Origin of the sequence: Rhizobium sp. BK456 (genome assembly GCF_014194045.1) — a bacterium.
GTDB lineage: Bacteria > Pseudomonadota > Alphaproteobacteria > Rhizobiales > Rhizobiaceae > Rhizobium > Rhizobium redzepovicii.
In genome coordinates, this window is sequence record NZ_JACIAO010000005.1 from 113107 (window position 1) to 131409 (window position 18303).

The following is an 18303-nucleotide window of genomic DNA, read 5'->3' on the forward strand; positions in this document are numbered from 1 at the left end:
CGGCCTAAAACGCATACAAATGGGAGCGCCGAGCATGCGCTACGGCGTGCTGGCCTATGCTTTTCGCCGAACCAATCAAGCCGCCGAAACAGCCAGCTCGATCGATCACCCGTTGACGCTCCGAACGCTCGCAACGCTGCCGCCGCAGGCCGCCCGGCGCTGAGCAAGCACCTTAACCGAAAAGAGCGCGTAGACGATCAACGGAAGGCAGACGAGATAGGATGTCCTGATGCCCGCATGTTCGGCAATGAAACCGAGCAGCGGCGGCGCCAGGAAGAAGACGACGAAGGTCATCTGGCCAAGGGCGGCGACGTTGAGATGCGCCGCGCGATCTGTGCGCTGGGCCGCCGCCGAGACGGCGAGAGGATAGACCGCGCTGCAGCCGGCGCCCATCGCGGCAAAGCCCGCCAGTGCCACATAGGCATGCGGAGCGCCCCAGACAGCGCAAACGCCGATAGCCGAAAGGACAAGCAACATCGTGGCGACGGCCCGCGGGCCAAACCGATCGACCAGCGGATCGACGAACAGGCGCGCCAGTGCCATGCAGAAAGTAAAGAGGGTCAATCCTAATCCGCCAATGAAGGGCTCGACTGAAAACACGTCGCGCATATAGATCGCCGACCAGTCGATCCCGGCACCTTCGACGAGAAAGGCCGCGATGCCGATCACGCAGAGCGGCATGAGGCTCCGGGTAGGAAGCGCCACCAGTGGCGCCTTGCCTTCATTCAACGGGGTCCGCGCGGGCGCATTGCGCATACCTGAAATCGCCCAGACGCCGAGCACAAGCACCGCTGCAAAGGTCACGGCGAGATGGAGTTGCATCGAAATACCGGCTTGGCGGACGACCGAGGAGACAAGCGCCGTGACGAAGAAGCCGAGGCTCCAAAAACCATGCGCCCTGTTCATCACGCCGCGTCCTAACTGTGCTTCGATGCGATCAATCTCGACATTGAGATTGATCTCCAGCGCCCCGGCGAGCATCCCCTCGACGAAAAGCACACAGAACACGACCGGCGCCGCACCAATCCACGGCACCAGCGACAGCAGCGCAGACGTGCCGAGAACAGTAATGAATGCCGTTGTCCGCGCGCCAAGCCGGGCGATCACGGGCGAAGACAAAGTCAACGAAATCAAGGCGCCGATCGCAGCCCCTATCAATGTCAACCCAAGCTCCGACTTGTCGACGTCAAGCGCAACCTGCAAATCCGGCATCCTCGACAACAGCGCCCCCAGCGACACGGCGAAGAGAAAGAAGCAGACATAGATCCGCTGCTGCGGCGCGATTTTCATGATGCAACTCCGGGAATTGACGCTCGAAGCCGAACGCGCGCTTTTGGACTTGTGATATCTAACTCACAGGGCCGGAGATCAAAACTTTTTTCTGAGGAGATGCGACGGAGCAAGCGATCTTGGGGACCGGCGATTTGCCTGGGCTGCCAAACCATAGGCAGGGCGGCTGGCTTTCTCGACCGCTGCCGGCGGGGACGTTCCGGATCAAGCGCCATGCGGGCGCTTCTGCCTGGCCGATGCTGGCGGTCTAAAGCGCCAACCGCAACTGCGGCTCCATTTTTAGCGGCCCGCCGTTCCACCGACGATAGCGAGACACCGAGTAGAATCACGCTGTCACGGCGTCTGAGCACCGCTGACGGCGACATAGACCGAATAGATCGAACGCGTCGCCGCAATGAACAGCCGGTTGCGCTTGGGACCACCGAAGGTGAGGTTGGCGACGGTTTGCGGCACGCGGATCTTGCCGATCAGTTTGCCGGCCGGATCGAAGCAATGCACGCCATCACCGGCACTCGACCAGAGGTTTCCGTTCACGTCGGTGCGGATGCCGTCCGGAATGCCGTTGTCGATGAGGCAGAAGACGCGGCCGTTTTCAAGCCTGAGGCCGTCGGCCACGTCGAAAGCCCTTATGTGGCGCGGCAGGCTTTCATCGTGGCTTGCCGCCGAATCCGCCACGTATAGAATGGTCTCGTCGGGGGAGAACGCAAGGCCGTTCGGCTGGATGAAATCGGTGACGACAGCCGCAAGCCCCCCGGTCGCCGGATCGAGCCGGTAGACGTTGCGGGTCGGCTGCTCCGGCACGGCGCGATAGCCTTCATAATCCGACATGATGCCGTAGGTGGGGTCGGTGAACCAGATCGTGCCGTCGGATTTCACCACCACGTCGTTCGGCGAATTGAGCCTGGCGCCCTCGAAACGGTCGGCGAGCACGGTAATCGAGCCGTCGATCTCGGTGCGGGTGACGCGGCGCGTCCCGTGCTCGCAGGAGATCAGCCGACCCTGCCGGTCGCGCGTATGGCCGTTGGTGAAGTTGGACGGTTGCCGATAGACGGAGACGCCGCTCTCGGGCGTCCATCGCATCATGCGCTGGTTGGGAATATCACTCCAGAGCAGTTGGTTCGCATCGTTGAACCAGACGGGACCCTCCGCCCAGCGGCAGCCGGAATAGAGCTCGTCGAGGCCGGCGCTTGTTACGATCATCTGCCGGAAGCGCGGGTCGTGGATTTCGTAGATGCTGGCCTCGGCCATGGCGGTCTTCCCGTTTATCACATGCCGGCCCGGCGGCCGCCGGCGAGCATGATGACGCTGATGATGATGAGGCCGGTCATGATGAGGCGGATGCCCGCGCCGACCCCGTAGGTGTTGAGCATGGAGACGACCAGGAACATAAAGAGCGATGCGCCCCAGATGCCCGACACGTTGGAATCGCCGCCGGCGACGGCGGTGCCGCCGATCACCACGACGGCGATCGACATCAAGAGATATTCGGAGCCCATATTGAGCGCTGCGCCGCCGGAGAAACAGGCGAGCAGATAGCCCGCGACCGCGGCAAGCACGGCGCAGAACAGGTAGGTGACGAAGCGCGTGCCGTCGACCGGTATGCCGGCCATGCGCGCCGCCGGCATGCTCTGGCCGATCGCCGAGATCCAGCGCCCGTAGATCGTCTTTTCGAGCAGGAACCAGGCAAGCAGCGAGATGAGGAGTGCTACGATCGCCACATTCGGCACACCGAGCGTGTTCGACGTGGTGAACTCCGCCAGCATGGTCGGAGGCTTGATGCGCAATCCGCGGTTCGTCCAGATCGCCGCGGACTGGACGATGAAGCTCATCGACAGCGTGGCGATGATCGGCGGAATGCGCAGGACCTTGATCAGCGCATAATTGCCGAGGCCGACAACAAGGCCGAGGACGATGGCAATGAGAAGACCGGGCAGGATCATGCCGTTTTCGACATTCATCAGCTTCAGCGCCACCGTGCCGGCCAGCGTCATGGTGGCGGGAACCGAGAGGTCGATGTTGCCGGGGCCCAGCGTGATGACGAACATCTGGCCGATGCCGACGATGACCGAGAAGGCGGCGAAGGTGAGGGCTGCCTGCGACAGACCAAGCGTGCTGGCGCCGAGTGTCACCATGATCGTCAGGAACCAGACGGTGAAGGCGGCAAGCCACGACCATATCCAGGGTTTACCGAACAGACCGAACAGCGGGGTCATCGGCGTTTCTCCCGCTTCTCCAGGCGGTTGAGCATCAGGCGAAGTGCGAGCACGACGATCAGGATCGCGCCTTGCGCCCCGATCTGCCAGTCCGGCGAGATGCGCAGGAAGGACAGGAACGAGCCGGCGAGCGTCAGGGTCAGCGCGCCGATGACGGCGCCGACAGGGGAGACGCGGCCGCCGATGAACTCGCCGCCGCCGAGGATCACGCCGGCAATCGACAGCAGCGTGTAGCGCAGCGCGATATTGGCATCGGCCGAGGTCGTCAGGCCGACGAGGGCGATGCCAGCAAGCACCGCGAACAGGCCGGCAAGGCCGTAGGCGCCGGCGCGTGCAGCGACGATCGACCAGCCGGCGCGCTCGACCGAGCGCTGGTTGCCGCCGATGCCGCGGATCAGCACGCCGAGCGAAGAGCGCATGACGAGGAGATGGGCGACGGCGGCGATGGCGATGCTGGCGACGATCGCCATCGGCGCCAGCGGCGGCTTGACGGTCATAAGCCAGCGTACCCAATCCGGCGCCTGGCCGCCCGGTGCCGGCAGCAGCAGCACGGCAAGGCCGCCCCAGACAAAGCTCATGCCGAGGGTCACGACGATGGAGGGCAGGTTGCGCAGATGGATGACGACGCCAAGGCCCGCATAGATGGCGATTGCGCCGGCAAGGATCAGGATGCCGACCGCCGGGGCATCGCGGAGAAAGGTCGCGGTGACGCAGGCGACGAAGCTGACGAAGGTGCCCATCGACAGATCGAGATCGTTGACCGCCATCACCAGCATCTGGGCGATTGTCGCAAGCGCGATGGGCACAGCCAGGTTGAACAGCAGGTTGAGCCCGACATAGCTCATGGCGCGCGGCTGCAGCCAGAAGACGGCGGCAAGCAGCAGCGTCAGCGACAGAGCGGGGATGGTAAGACGCAAGGCGTCGGACGAAATCCGGAACGTCATGCGGCGACCCCTTCGAAGGAAGCGGCGATGATATTCGTCTCGTTGACGGCGTCGCCGGCGAGTTCGGCGGTGATGCGGCCTTCGCGGAAGACGTAGACGCGGTCGCAGAGGCGGACCTCGTCCATCTCAGTGGAGTACCAGATGAAGGTGCGGCCGTGCGCCGCTTCCTCGCGGATGATCGCGTAGACCTCCTGCTTGGTTCCGACATCGACGCCGCGCATCGGATCGTCCATCAGGACGACAGGCGCGCGCGTCGCCAGCGCGCGGGCAAACAGCACCTTCTGCTGGTTGCCGCCGGAAAGCGACAGGATGCGGTTGGCCATATCGGGTGTGCGGATCTCGATCCGCCGCTTCCAATCGACGCCCTTCGTCTGCTCTTCATCGGCGAGGATAAGGCCGTGCCGGGTAAGGTCACCGAGCGAGGCGATGGAGAAGTTGCGCAGGATGCTCCAGAGTTCGAAGACGCCATTGAGGCGGCGGTCGCCGGCGACGAAGGTGACGAGCGGATCGCGCTCGGGCAGCCAGTTGCCGGACTGGGCGGCATGCAGGGCGAGCAGCAATTCGGTCTGCCCGTGGCCGGCCAGTCCCGCCAGTGCGATGATCTCACCCTTCAGCGCCGTGAAGGGAAGGCCTTTCGTCTGATGGGACAGAATGAGCGGAGCGGTGGATTGTTCGCGCGTCGAGCGCTGCGCGGTCTCCTCCTTCGCAACGGTCCCCATCGCTTCGACGAGACCGTGATGGTCGAAGCCCGGCGCCGGACGCTCGGCAACGACGCGGCCGTCCTTCATGACGACGATGCGGTCGGAGGTTTCGAGGATCTCGTGCAGGATATGCGAGATGAAGATGACCGAGCCGCCGGCGGCGACGAAGCGGCGGACATGATCGAGCATCTGGCGGGCAAGGCTTGCGTCGAGCGACGAGGTCGGCTCGTCGAGGATCACCAGGCGCGGCGCCACGCCGGCGTTGGAAAAGGCCATTGAAATCTCGACCATCTGCCGCTCGGCAATCGACAGATCGCCCACGGCCCGGCCGCTGTCGATGCCGTGGCCGGGAAAGACGGCGTCGAGGCTCGTCTCGATGATTTTTGCGGCGCGCCGCCGCCAGCCGAAGCCACCGAGATGGCGATGCATGATGCGCGTGTTCTCGACGATGGAAAGGTTGGGGCAGAGCGAAAGCTCCTGGAAGACGCAGCGCACGCCGCGGGCACGCGCGGCATTGATGCCATAGCGTTCCAGCCGTTCGCCGTCGCTCGCAACGCTTCCTTCGTGCGGGGTGAGACCGCCGTTGATCACGCTGACAATCGTCGATTTGCCGGCGCCATTGTGGCCGACGAGCCCGACGCATTCGCCCGGCATGACGCGGAGCGTGACGCCGTCGAGCGCCTTGACCGCGCCGAAGCTCACCTTGGCGTCATCGACGGCGATCACCGCCTTCAAAACCTCATTCATCCTGCCCGCCAGATCCGCTTCACAAAGAATGTCGCGCGGCCATATGCGGCCGCGCGGCAGTCGCCGGGAGAGTTACTTTGCCGACTCGATGACCTTGATTGCGTCTGCCTGCGTGTATTCCACGTTGGCGACGCCGCCGGCCTGGGTATTGGCGAGGTTGGTTTCGAGATTGTCCTGGTCGATGCGCAGGAAGGGCACGACGAGGTCCTTCTTGACTTCCTTGCCGTCGAGGATCTGCTGAGCGACCCAGAAGGCGAGCGTGGAGACGCCGGGCGCGATCGACACGGACATGGTCTCGTAGCCCTTGCCGTCCTTCTGCTCCTTCCACCACTTCAGTTCGTCTTCGCGGTTGCCCATGATGATGGTCGGCATCTTCCGGTCGGTCGCCGCAATCGCCTGCGCGGCGCCATAACCGTCGCCGCCCTGCGTCACCACGCCGACGATGTCGGGCAGGCTCGGCAGGATGCCGGCAACCGCCTTCTGCGCCACGTCCTGCGCCCAGTCTCCGTGAACGGAGCCGACGACCTTGAACTGCGGGTACTGCTTGACGCCGTCGTGAATGCCGGCCGAGATCTCGTCATCGACGAAGACACCAGCAAGACCGCGGATCTCGAGCAGGTTGCCGCCCTGCGGGAGTTTCTGCGACAGGTACTCCACTTCGCTGCGGCCCATTTCCTTGAAGTTGACGGCGATGCGCCAGGCGCAAGGTTCGGTGACGATGCCGTCGAAGGACACCACGGTGATGCCGGCGTCGCAGGCTTCCTTGACCGCGCCGTTCAGCGCCGTCGGCGAGGCGGCGTTGAGCACGATTGCGTCATAACCCTGCAGGATCATGTTCTGGATCTGCGCGGCCTGTTCCGTTGCCTGGTTCTCGGCGGTGGTGAAAGGGTCGGCTGCGGCAACGGTGCCGGCCTTGACGGCCTCGCCCGTCACCTTGCCCCAGCTCGTCAGCATGGCCTGGCGCCATGAGTTGCCGGCATAGTTGTTGGAAAGAGCGATTTTCTTGGCCGACGTGTCGGCAAAGGCAGAAACGGGCATCGCGGCGCAAGCAATAGCGGCCGATGCCAAAAGCATCTTGCGGATTGTCATGTCTTCCTCCCTGATGATCGCGCCGGTCGGCGGATCGCTTCACTCCTGCCTGCCCAATCGGGGCCGAGTGAAAATTGTTCTTGCACTGAGCTTCCTCCTCTCAGTAAGGGCAGGATGCGGGAGATCGACCGGCCTGTACAGGGGCAAGGCAGCAAGTCGTTTGCGGGTTTTGCGCAATTAGCTGCGGGTTTACGCAAGACGGCGGCGCTTCCGCGGGCGCTTACTGCGAAGGGATCGCGGCGGGTTGAGGAGCCTGTGCCGTCTCGGGGAGGAATCACAATGCTGCATCTCACACCCGCAGCGATGTTCGACCACTATCTCGGTATTTCCCGGCTGCTCGCGGGCCAGCTCGACTTCCGCTCGGCCATCCGTTCGGTTGCGGCCGAGGTCGCCCATATCATCCCGCACGACCACCTCGATGTCTGCGTGCTCTTGGAGGGCGGCAACTACCACACGGCCTACGAGACGGGCATCGAAACCGCCTGGGGCGATCTTGCCGGCGCGCCGGTTGTCAACAGCCCGATCCGTTCGCTGCTCTGGGGCGAGGTGGACTTTCTGCTGGCGGAAGACGCCATGACGGACCCGCGTTTCCATTTCGAGGGTGCGTTCAAGCGGCCGATCGTCGAGGAGTCGCTGAGAAGCCGTCTGCATGTGCCGATGAAGGTGCAGGGCACGATCATCGCGGCGCTCTCCTGTTCATCGCGAACGGCTGGTGTCTATACGATGGAGGATATCGAACGCGCCCGCATCATCGCCGACCTGCTGACGCCCTATTTCTTCGCGCTGCAGGCTGCCGAACAGGCGCAACGCTCGGCGATCGTCGAGGCCGAGGCCCGCGCCCGCGAGGAGGGGCTGCGGCAGGGCGCGCTGAAGCTGACCGAGGCGCTGGAGCAGGAACGCCAGCGGATCGGCATGGACCTGCACGACCAGACGCTTGCCGACCTGACGCGGCTCGCCCGCCGGATCGATCGGCTGTCGCGCAACGGCGAGGTGACACCGGAGGCGCTGGAGCCGGTCTCGCGTTCGCTGCAGCATTGCATGCAGGATCTGCGGCAAATCATCGAACAGGCAAAACCATCTGTGCTCCAGCTCTTCGGTCTCGCGCAGGCAATCGAGCATCATCTCGACCGCTCGACCCGCGACACGGGATCGGCCATCGAATGGGGTCTGGTCGACGAAACGCACGGCGCATTGGAGCGGCTGGAACCGACCGTCAGCGTCGCGCTGTTCCGGATCGCGCAGGAGGCGATCAACAATGCGGTGCGCCATGCCGCGCCCCTCGCCGTGACGGTGCGGCTCGAGGCCGATGAGGAACGGCTGTCGATCGAAATTTTCGACGACGGAACGGGGCTTGCCAAGGCGCGGGGACGGATCGGCGGCGGCATCGACAATATGAAGACCCGTGCGCGGCTGATCTCGGCGCGCTTCACCACCGGGCCCGGCCACAACAATCGCGGGACCGTGGTGCGCGTCGTGCTGCCGCTGACCCCGCACAACCCGGCAAGCGGGCCGGACTGAGGAGAAACGCGCAATGAAGGTTCTGATCGTCGAGGACGACCCGCTGCACCGCTCCTACCTGCACGAGGCGGTCAACGCCGCCCTGCCGGAATGCGACACGGTGATCGAGGCCGAGAACGGAACGGTCGGCGAGAAGCTCGCCCGCGACCACAAGTCGGCGCATATCGTCATGGACCTGCAAATGGCGAGCCGCAATGGCATCGAGGCGGCGCGCACCATCTGGAAGGAGCGGCCCGAGACCCGCATCCTGTTCTGGTCGAATTATTCCGACGAGGCCTATGTGCGCGGCGTCTCGCGCATCGTGCCGGATGGCGCCGCCTATGGCTATGTGCTGAAATCCGCCTCGGACGAGCGCCTGAAGCTGGCGCTGCGCTCGATCTTCATCGAGAGCCAGTGCGTCATCGACCGCGAGGTGCGCGGCCTGCAGCAGAAAAGTCTCGGCCAGACCAACGGTTTTACCGATTCCGAATACGAGGTCCTCGTCGATATCGCGCTCGGCCTGACGGACAGGGCGATCGCCAAACGCAGGGGCCTGTCGCTGCGCAGCGTGCAGAACCGCCTGCAGCAGCTCTACGACAAGCTCGACGTCTACCAGAGCGCCGGTGACGATCACGAGGACGGCCGCTTCAATCTCCGCGCCCGCGCCGTCACCGTGGCTTTCCTGCGCAAGCTCTTGAACTACAGCGCACTGGAGCGGGCAGAGGCGGAACTGCAAGAATGGCTCGACGGAAAGTAGTCCGGAGCGGCTGGAAAACCCACAATTCTGCCCAGGCGGGTCAGGCGATCGCTTTCAACGGCGCCCGGCTGCTTGGCGCGGCCTCAGGCTTGCCGAACAGGAAGCCCTGCATCTGCGCCGGCTGGCTTGCATGAAGTATCGAAAGCTGTTCCTGCGTCTCGACCCCTTCGGCAATCACCGGCAGGTTGAGCGTCGACGCCATCTCGATGACATTCTCGAACAGTGCCCTGATGGTGGGATCGACGCCGATGCCGGCAAGGAAACGTCTGTCGATCTTCAGCTTGTCGAACGGAAAATCCCGCAGATGGGCGAGCGAGGAATAACCGGTCCCGAAGTCGTCCAGCACTACCCGGATTCCCATCGCCCGCAGTTGACCAAGCGTGGAAAGCACGGCGGCCCGATCGCGGAACAGCGCCGTCTCGGTGATCTCGAGCTCCAGGCGGTCCGGCTGCAGCCCGGTTTTCGCAAGAATTTGCGAGAACTGCTCCACCAGGTTCGGCATCAGGAACTGAACCGGCGAGATGTTGACCGCGATCGTCAGCGGGGCCTTCCACGAGGCTGCCTCGCTGCAGGCTTCTTCCAGAACCCAGATCCCGATGGGAATGATGCAGCCGGTTTCTTCGGCGGCAGCGATGAAATCCGCCGGTGCAAGGACGCCTCGGCTTGCATGGCGCCAGCGCAACAGCGCCTCGTAGCCGCACGGTTCTTGCGAGGAGGTGTCGACGATCCTCTGATAGACCAGGAACAGCTCTCCTTTGGCGACTGCGTGCCGCAGATCGTGCTCGAGCTGCCGCTTGGCATGCAGTTCAATGTCCATCGCCGCCTCGAATGTGCAGGCTCTGCCGCGGCCGCCGCTCTTGGCCCGGTAGAGAGCCATATCGGCGTTGTTTCGCAGGCGCCGATCGGTGACGCCATGCTCCGGGTACAACGCAATGCCGATGCTGGCACCGAATCCCGAAGAGGTGGCGAGATCTGCGAACTCCTGCGCGAAGGCGTGCTGCAGATCGGCCGACAACGCTTCCGTCTGTTGGCGGGACGCGTTTTCCAGGATGATGCTGAATTCGTCTCCTCCCATGCGGGCGATCGTAACATCGGCCGGCAAAGTCCGGACCAAGACCTGGGCGACACGCTGCAGAACCGCGTCCCCCGCGGCGTGGCCGAATGTGTCGTTGACGAGTTTGAAACGGTCGAGATCGAGGGCAAACAGCGCCAGGCCGCTTGGGGTTTCGGCAGCGCCGGCGATCGCCATTTCGAAACGCCGGTCGAACTCGCGGCGGTTCGCCAGACCGGTCAGTGGGTCGTGGCGCGCCATATGCTCGATCCTGCGGCTCGCCTCGTGGCGCTCCGTCAGATCGCGTACGGCGATCACCTGGCACTCGCGCCCGCGATATTCGATCGTTCGAGCCAGGATCTCGACCGGAATCATGTCCTGGCCGTCGCGCAACACCGCTCCCTGGCAAGTGTCGATGCCGAGGCGCCTTTCGATCGCAAGCACCGCCTCGACCGGTTGCCCTTTCAGAAACGCGGCTGCCTTACCGGCCATCGCAGCGAATTTCTCGTTAAGATCGATGACGACATTCTCCTGGGCGATGACAAGCCCCTCGAACGAGGCATTCGCCAGCCCGCGCAGATCGGTCAAATGACGATCGAGGAACAGCGCTGCGGCCGCTCCGAGCAGGATCAAGGTGGAGATGACCGAGACGGCGATGGCGATGGCGATCCGATCGACGGAGGAGAGATCGGCATGCACGGGCTCGGCGGAAGGGGTAATCTGGACCCCGCTCATCGACACGGTGTGGAGGCTGCAGATCGCCAGGACGATGCAGGCCGCGCCGGCGAAAATATGAAAACGCCTGCTGGCGCTGTGCCGCAGGGCCGCAACCGCAACGATGCCGAAGCCGATTGCCAACGCACAGGCGACGATCGATTTGTCCGGGACAAGCGAAACCATGCTGAACGGCGTGATGGCGAGCAACCCCACGAAATGCATTGCCGCAATCGCAACGCCGAACAGGACCCCGCCGGATGCCTGGACAAGCTGGCCGCCTTCCATAAAAGCGATTTCAACCGCCACTGCAAACAGTACGACGGCGGCGATGATCGACAGAATGATCAGGGGACCGTCGTAGCCGATCGGCACCGGACCGGCATAGGCCAGCATCGCGATAAAATGGGTTGCCCAGGTGCTGGCGCCGAGAACGACGGCAGCGGCGATGAGCCAGGAGTGGTGATGCTGCCGCACGCATTCCTGCGCACGTGTCAGCATGAAAACCGCCGTCAGGCTGCCGAAGCAGCAGATCGACAGGGCGACGAAAAGCAACGTCCAGTCATGCTGGTCGGCGATACATGAAAGCACAGTGAACATGGCATCTCCCGAAGGTGCGGGGAGGGTGCCAAAGCGGGCCTAACGAAATCATACGGGCTTCGTTAAAATGCCAGTTATCCAGGGAAAAACCACAACGAAAAGACGAAATAAAATATCGCTCGACAAACCGCGGATGGAGGCGGCCGCGACCGCAGTTCTGCTGCTTCAACCGAAGAAAGCCGGCTTCTGGCAAAGCGTATCAGGAGCCCGCCAGCGGGATCGAACGCCTGGCGCCTGCCAATGACGGGTTGGAAATGACGCGGTACCGTGCCTCGACAAGGTTGTATATTCCGAAGGCTGCCAATCCGGCGGCGACGGCGATGTAGAGGAAGGATCCGAACGGAAGCTGGCGGACCCATTCCAGGGCGTCGCCCATGCTGCCGGCCTGTTGCGGATCCACCCGGAAGCCGGCATAGGCGAACAGTATCCCGGTGATCGCAAACACTATGCCACGGGCGACGAGACCGTAAACGCATATCAAGGTCACGATACCCTTGCTGTCCGGTATCTTCACGTACCGCTCGAACTTCCGGGTGATGCCCTTTGCGACCGTCACGATGCCGCCGATGACAAAGCCAGCCCCAACCGCGATCGCAAGGTAGGATCCGAACGGCTGCGACATGATCCATCCAGCCAGCCCCTTTTCACCCGAGCCTTCGCTCCCTCCACCGAGGAAGATGGCACGACCAAGTGCATATCCGGCAAGCCCGAGATAGGTGATGGCGCTGCCAAGCAGTGCCGCCCGGATCGCCAAAGCCTTTCCGTCCCGGCCGTGGCCGTCGCTATCCGCCAAGGACTGGGCCAGCCTCCAGGCGACAAATCCCAGAAGTCCAAGACCGATCATTCCGACCCAGATCCGACCGAACGGCTGCGCCAGCAGCGTCGAGAGCGCCGACTTCGTTTCCGGCCGGCCGCCGGCGACGCCGGAGAAGAGCGCGAGCCCGGCTATCAGCAGGAAAACGACACCCCGCGCCGTATAGCCGCCCTTGGCGAGCACATCAAATCGAAAGCCTTTGCTCATCAGCATTTCCTCTCCGTCGCCACCGCGCGAGATTAACGCGCCAGCCTTCCGAAAGTTTGCTGAAAGGGTTCGCAACGGGGGGCGTGGTGGCTACCAGGGACCAGTTCCATAAAGCTGGTTCCATAAGACAGATTACGCCACATTTGTGTGGAGCCGCAAAGTTGGAATGTCCTGTTTCCGCAAAGTTTCGTGCTCGCGTTCCGCACTTGGCCGGCGTTAGATTGCCTGTGGCTCGAAATCGATGGAGGTGAATGCCTTGCGAAAGGCCGCGAGCACGCATTCCGGATCGCCCTTGGCGAAGGTTTCCAAGCAGTCAGGTCAGGAATAGCCCATGTCGCTCAGACGCGTTGCACACGTCAGTGGATAGGCTTGTCCTGCCATAGCATTCCCGCACGGGCTGCGAGTTGAAAGCTCATTTCAGATGTCCTGAAGTTTGAAGTCGGCCGGTGCGATCGGCATGACGCCCTTGAGCAGGGCCACGGATTTTTCCAACCCTTCGAGCGAGTTCAGGAGCACATCTTCATGCTCGATCGAGAGCCAGCCATCATAACCGCCCATCTTCAGCCTATAGCAGAACTGCCGCCACCATTCCTCCCCATGGCCGAAGCCGAGCGTGATATAGGACCAGGAGCGCGATGGAATGTCGGTCAGGCTACCGTTTTCGAGCAGGCTGGTAACGGCCTGCTTCGGTGCGTTCAGGAAGGTATCCTTGGCATGGACATGATAGATGGCCTCGCCGAGTGCTTCTGCCGCGAGCAGCGGATCGGCTCCCATCCAGAAGAGATGCGAGGGATCGAGGTTCGCGCCAACGATGGGGCCCACCTCGTTTCGTAGCTTGAGCAGCGAGGGCACGTTGTAGACGCATTGGTTGCCGTGGAGTTCGAGCGCGATCTTCTCGACCCCGCATTCCTTCGCCAAGGCAACGATTTCGGTCCAGAACGGGAAGAGCTTTTCCTCCCATTGGTATTTCAGGATCGCCTGCGTTTCCGGGGGCCAGGAGGAGACCACCCAGTTCGGCATGGTATCGGTCGGATTGCCTGCAGGCAGGCCCGACATGGTGCAGATCGTCCTGATGCCCATTTCGCCAGCGGCGCGGATGGTGTTCTTCAGCCCCTCGCCTTGCGCCGGATCGGTCGGATGCAGCGGATTGCCGTTCGCATTGAGACTGATCACTTCCAGTCCACGATCAGCGAAGGCCTGTAAGAATTCCTGCTGTGCCGCCCTGTTGCCCAGGGTGTTCTTGAGGATGAAATGCGGGGCTGTCGACCAACCGCAGGTGTTTACCTCGACGCCCGACACGCCCATGCGGGCCGCATTGTCCAGCACTTCAGTGAATGACAGCCCACCGAGGCTGTCGGATACGAAACCCAGCTTCATGCATAGAACTCCGGCTTTTGGATCATGGATACGGGCTGCTTGCAGCCCTCGCTGAGGGCAATCACCCCTGCTTCGGCGACAATCGCGGCCGCATAGCCATCCCATGCGGAGGAGGCGATGTCCGGGAAATTGCCGGTCTCTACAAAGCGCAGGAAGGCACGGTTCTGGCGGCGATAGGCATCGAAATAGCGGCCGCGCCAGTCGGCGTCATAGCTGACATGCTGGCCGCGCGCCCGATCAAGGCGGGTATAGGCCACTTGGTTCATGGCTATGCTTGCCTTCTCACCGACAAGTTCAGCGCGAACGTCATAGCCATAGGCGGCGTTGTTGTTGACCTCGATGTTGACCAGCTGGCCGTCGGTGGTTTCGAGCACCATCATGACCGGCGCGACCAGCGCATCCGTGCGCTTCGGCTGAAAGGCCGAGATCGAGGCGTATGCCGTGCCGAGCACATGGCGCACGATATCGAATTCATGCGGGGCGGAATTGGTGATCGCCATCGCACCGGTGAAATCGGAGGCAGGAGTTTCGACATTGCGGTGGAAGTTGTGCATTATCAGCGCCCGGCCGAGCGTGCCATCCGCAAGCGCAGCCTTCATCTCCACGTAGGACTGGTCGAAGCGGCGCATAAAACCGAGCTGGACGAACTTCTGGCCTGCAGCCTGTTCGGCCCGCATGACCTCAAGGCACTCCTTCGAAGACTGCGAAAGCGGCTTTTCGCAGAGCACCTTCTTGCCAGCCCGGATGCAGGCCAGCGACAGGGGCGCATGGGTAAAATCCGGGCTGGCGACGATGACCGCATCGACGTCGGCCCGCGCAATCACAGCCTCCGGGTCACTCGCGGCATCCACAGCTCCATGGGCTTCGGCCATCTTGCGGGCTCGGCCCACATCCATGTCGCAAACCACTTGAAGCGTAGCCCCCGGCATTTCTTCGGTTACGATCTTTGCGTGGTCGGCTCCCATGAGCCCGGCACCAATGACTGCTATTCGCAACATTGGACAAACTCCTTCCTCTCAGTCAGCGCTGTTGCCAACTGCTGCATGTCATTAGATTTCAAATGCATGTCGCGGTCTATGCCATCCATCTCCTCAATGGGCTGGTAGTGGGGGATGCCCATCATGAGTTTCCATATAGCCTTCAATGGAGGCTTCGAGATTGGCCATGGACTCCCCACCCGCCATGAGGTCTGCAATCTGCTCTCTGGTCTTCTCGCCCTTGCGGAAGTCGGCGGCAATTGCGCCACGGATCAGAACGGCAAAATGATCGCCGACGGCCATGGCATGCATCACTTGGTGAGTAATGAAGATCACGGCGAGTCCCCGGCGCTTGGCTTCGTTGACGATGCGAAGCACATGCGCGGCCTGCTTGACGCCCAATGCCGCCGTCGGCTCATCGAGGATCAGCACGCGGGCGCCGAAATAGACGGCGCGGGCAATAGCCAGGGACTGGCGCTCACCGCCGGAAAGACCACCTACCAGTCGGTCCCCGTCGGTAATGCGTGTTATTCCCATTTTCCGCACTTCTTCGACCGCCACCCGATTGGCTTTCTGGCGGTCGAAAATCTTGAAAGGCCCCCATCCCTTCGTCGGTTCCGATCCCATGAAGAAGTTGCGGCCGATGGACATCAGCGGGTAGGTGCCACCGAATTGGTGAACGGTCGCGATACCACGCTCTTGTGCGTCGCGGGGGTTGGAAAAGACGGTAGGTTGACCGTCCATCAGGATCTCGCCTCGGGTGGGCTGATAGACCCCGGAAAGGGTCTTGATGAGTGTGCTCTTGCCCGCCCCATTGTCACCCAATAGGCAAAGTACCTCGCCCTTGCCAACTTTCAGGCTGATGTCATTGAGGACGTCGATATGTCCGAAGGACCTGTCGACATTTCGCAGTTCGAGAACGGTTTTCTTGTCGGACATGCTCGCCCCCTTACTTTTTCTTGGACGCCGACCAGCTTGTAGCCAGATGACGGAAGGTGTCGTTGAGTAGAACGGCGATCAGGAGCATGACACCGATAATGAGGAAGGACAGGTTACGGTCGATATCGGTAAAGCCGATGGCCTGAGTGACGATGGAAAGCGTGAGCACGCCGAAAACGATGCCCATCACGGTTCCAAATCCTCCCGTGAGCAGAACCCCGCCCACGACGACCGAGATGATCGTATTGAAAATAAGTCCGAAGTTCGCCTGAGACGTGGCGGAACTGAAGGTCATCACTTGGAGCACACCCGCGAATGCTGCGGAGGTAGAACACAGCATGAAGAGCGCGATCTTCATCCAGGCAACGGGGATACCAGCGTTCCTGGCGCTTTCCTGGTCACCGCCGAGTGCGAAAACCCAGCTGCCCTTCGGCGAATAGTGGAGAAAGAAGGCAAAGGCCGCGATCAGTCCGGCCCACCAGAATGCGGAGGAATTGAATCCGTAGACCTTTCCGCCGAAGAGCGATTTTGCCCAATCCGGCGCATGGTAGAATGAGTTCGTGTTGTTGATGAAGAAAATCGACAGATAAAGGGTTAGGCCCGCGACGGCGAAAAGTGTCGCCAATGTCACAATGAACGAAGGTACCCGCGTTCGCGTGACGATATAGCCATTGATGAAGCCAATAAGGGCTCCGATGGCCAAGGCAGCTGCAATGCCCACAATGACCGGCATTTTGTAGTGTTCGCAAATGATGGCCACCGTCATGGTTGCTGCAGGCAGGACTGCACCAGTCGAAATGTCCAGTTCGCCTGCAATCATAAGGAACCCCACGGGAATCGCTATCATCCCTACGAGCGACGCGAAGTTAACCCAGGTCGTCACGCCAGGGATGGAGAGAAAATTGCGGCTGTATCCGAACACCGAAAAAAGAATGAAGACGGCCACAAAACCCATGAAAGCACCCGCCGCCGGGCTGCGGAAGAAGGCCTTGAACGAAGAAGTACGCGATCCCGCAGTGCTTTGGTTCTGGACATGGAGCTTGTTGGAGATGGTTTCGGTCATTTGCGTCTCGATCCTCATATAAACAGCGCGAACTCGGTGAAGAGTCAGAGTTGAAAGGGCCCGGCAAGCGGTACCGGGTCCCCATCCTTGAAGCCGATCAGCGTGCGCCGAGCTTCACGCCTTCGATCGCCGAGGCCACGTTAGACTTGTCGACGATCGCCGGACCGGTCAGGACCGGCTTCGTTGCGATAGCCGTGCCGAACTTCAGGTTCGCGAACAGCATCGAGGTTGCTAGGAAACCCTGGAGATAGGGTTGCTGGTCGATTGCGAAGGTCTGAGTGCCTTTCGAGATACGGTCGAGGACCGATGCCGACATGTCGAAGGTGCCGAGCTGAATCTTGCCCGTCTTGTCCTGCTGTTCGATGGAACTGGCAGCAGCATCGGAGGCCCATGCCGCAAGCGTGATCACAGCGTCGATGGACGGATCGGCAATCAATTCCGACTTGATGGCCTCAGAAGTACCGTTCATGTCCTGGTCCAGGTTCGCGGGGACGCGAAGGATGAAGGTCTCCGCACCGGCCTTCTTGGCGCCGTCCTGAACGCCCTTGCATCGGGTTTCAAGGTTTACCGCACCCGGGTTCTGGATGTGGCAGAGGATTTTCTTGGCACCATGAGAAGCAAGATACTTGCCGCCCTCTACGCCTGCCAGATATTCGTCCGAACCGAAGTAGTTCAGAGCACCATAGTTATCCATCTCGCTCTGGCCAGCGTTGAAGGAAATAATGACGACGCCCTTGTCACGCGCGGCCTTAAGCGCCGGAGTTTCGGATTCCGGCAGCCAATTCGGAATAGCAATACCCTTGGCACCCTGTGCAACGGCCTGTTCGATCAGCGATGCGAGGTCCGGACCGAAGTTGTCGTAATTCTGGGTCTGCATGAAGTTGACGGTTCCGCCATTGGCCTTGACCATCAGCGACGCATCGTCAACGCCCTTCTTGACCATGTTCCAGAAGCCGTCCTGAGCAGAGCCCACGATGACGGCAATATCGGTGTCTCCGGCATGCGCGCTGGAAGCCAGCATGAATGCCATAGCGGCGGTAGCGATTTTCTTGGTGAACGACATGTCGAATTCCTCCTCAGGTTAAAGCCGCATTTCTGCAGCTCGACATTTGTTTTTTGGCCGTTCGGCCGATCCCGGCAGGCGCGCACAGATCCGCGATCCCAACGCAGTTGCGTTAAGCCTCCTCATTCAAATTGTGCGATGGGCCTCCCCCAAAGTGCTGACGCTCGAAAACGGCCAAGCCCAATCAGCGCTTATTGAATGCATTGTTGACATCTTTCATGTCAACGCGGATTAATATCCACTCACGAATTCGTCTCATA

Annotated in this window: 15 protein-coding genes; 2 read left to right on the top strand and 13 right to left on the bottom strand. The window is 61.8% G+C overall.

What is annotated here, in order from left to right; genetic code table 11:
* Window positions 1-105: 105 nt before the first annotated feature.
* The 6 genes from FHX03_RS15935 to FHX03_RS15960 all read right to left on the bottom strand — a co-directional run bounded on the left by FHX03_RS15935 (window position 106) and on the right by FHX03_RS15960 (window position 6984).
* The gene (locus tag FHX03_RS15935) at window positions 106-1290 is read right to left on the bottom strand and encodes an MFS transporter (protein ID WP_183854503.1); all 1185 of its coding nucleotides are present in this window, start codon (window positions 1288-1290) and stop codon (window positions 106-108) included.
* A 333-nt stretch (window positions 1291-1623) separates the two neighbouring features.
* Window positions 1624-2538: an SMP-30/gluconolactonase/LRE family protein gene (locus FHX03_RS15940; protein ID WP_183854505.1), complete on the bottom strand. Its 915-nt coding sequence runs from the start codon at window positions 2536-2538 to the stop codon at window positions 1624-1626.
* Window positions 2539-2555: 17 nt separating this feature from the next.
* A complete protein-coding gene (locus FHX03_RS15945) occupies window positions 2556-3503 on the bottom strand; it encodes an ABC transporter permease (protein WP_183854507.1) in 948 nt (315 codons plus the stop codon).
* On the bottom strand, window positions 3500-4447 hold the full coding sequence (locus FHX03_RS15950) for an ABC transporter permease (protein ID WP_183778166.1): 948 nt from the start codon (window positions 4445-4447) through the stop codon (window positions 3500-3502). The genes FHX03_RS15945 and FHX03_RS15950 overlap by 4 nt, the downstream gene beginning before the upstream one ends.
* The gene (locus FHX03_RS15955; protein ID WP_183778164.1) at window positions 4444-5895 is read right to left on the bottom strand and encodes a sugar ABC transporter ATP-binding protein; all 1452 of its coding nucleotides are present in this window, start codon (window positions 5893-5895) and stop codon (window positions 4444-4446) included. The genes FHX03_RS15950 and FHX03_RS15955 overlap by 4 nt, the downstream gene beginning before the upstream one ends.
* Before the next feature lie 72 nt (window positions 5896-5967).
* A complete protein-coding gene (locus FHX03_RS15960; protein ID WP_183778162.1) occupies window positions 5968-6984 on the bottom strand; it encodes an ABC transporter substrate-binding protein in 1017 nt (338 codons plus the stop codon).
* A 279-nt stretch (window positions 6985-7263) separates the two neighbouring features.
* Between FHX03_RS15960 and FHX03_RS15965 the strand changes: the two genes are divergently transcribed.
* Both FHX03_RS15965 and FHX03_RS15970 read left to right on the top strand, forming a co-directional pair.
* Complete coding sequence (locus FHX03_RS15965; RefSeq protein WP_183778160.1) at window positions 7264-8502, top strand: sensor histidine kinase; 1239 nt, start codon at window positions 7264-7266, stop codon at window positions 8500-8502.
* A 13-nt stretch (window positions 8503-8515) separates the two neighbouring features.
* Complete coding sequence (locus tag FHX03_RS15970) at window positions 8516-9238, top strand: response regulator transcription factor (protein ID WP_183778158.1); 723 nt, start codon at window positions 8516-8518, stop codon at window positions 9236-9238.
* A gap of 40 nt (window positions 9239-9278) precedes the next feature.
* Here the strand turns inward: FHX03_RS15970 and FHX03_RS15975 are convergent, their stop codons facing one another.
* The 7 genes from FHX03_RS15975 to FHX03_RS16005 form a co-directional block, all read right to left on the bottom strand.
* Window positions 9279-11603: an EAL domain-containing protein gene (locus FHX03_RS15975; RefSeq protein ID WP_183854509.1), complete on the bottom strand. Its 2325-nt coding sequence runs from the start codon at window positions 11601-11603 to the stop codon at window positions 9279-9281.
* Between the two features lie 199 nt (window positions 11604-11802).
* On the bottom strand, window positions 11803-12624 hold the full coding sequence (locus FHX03_RS15980) for a DUF1206 domain-containing protein (protein WP_183778154.1): 822 nt from the start codon (window positions 12622-12624) through the stop codon (window positions 11803-11805).
* 417 nt (window positions 12625-13041) lie between these two features.
* Window positions 13042-14001, bottom strand: coding sequence for a sugar phosphate isomerase/epimerase family protein (locus tag FHX03_RS15985; RefSeq protein ID WP_183854511.1), 960 nt, complete (start codon window positions 13999-14001; stop codon window positions 13042-13044).
* Window positions 13998-14999: a Gfo/Idh/MocA family oxidoreductase gene (locus tag FHX03_RS15990; protein WP_183854513.1), complete on the bottom strand. Its 1002-nt coding sequence runs from the start codon at window positions 14997-14999 to the stop codon at window positions 13998-14000. The genes FHX03_RS15985 and FHX03_RS15990 overlap by 4 nt, the downstream gene beginning before the upstream one ends.
* 93 nt (window positions 15000-15092) lie before the next feature.
* Window positions 15093-15917, bottom strand: coding sequence for an ATP-binding cassette domain-containing protein (locus tag FHX03_RS15995; RefSeq protein WP_183854515.1), 825 nt, complete (start codon window positions 15915-15917; stop codon window positions 15093-15095).
* Window positions 15918-15927: 10 nt separating this feature from the next.
* Window positions 15928-16980, bottom strand: coding sequence for an ABC transporter permease (locus tag FHX03_RS16000; RefSeq protein WP_097629015.1), 1053 nt, complete (start codon window positions 16978-16980; stop codon window positions 15928-15930).
* A 97-nt stretch (window positions 16981-17077) separates the two neighbouring features.
* Window positions 17078-18043 carry a substrate-binding domain-containing protein gene (locus tag FHX03_RS16005; RefSeq protein ID WP_097629014.1) on the bottom strand — a complete coding sequence of 322 codons (966 nt, stop codon included), beginning with the start codon at window positions 18041-18043 and terminating at the stop codon, window positions 17078-17080.
* Window positions 18044-18303: the final 260 nt, after the last annotated feature.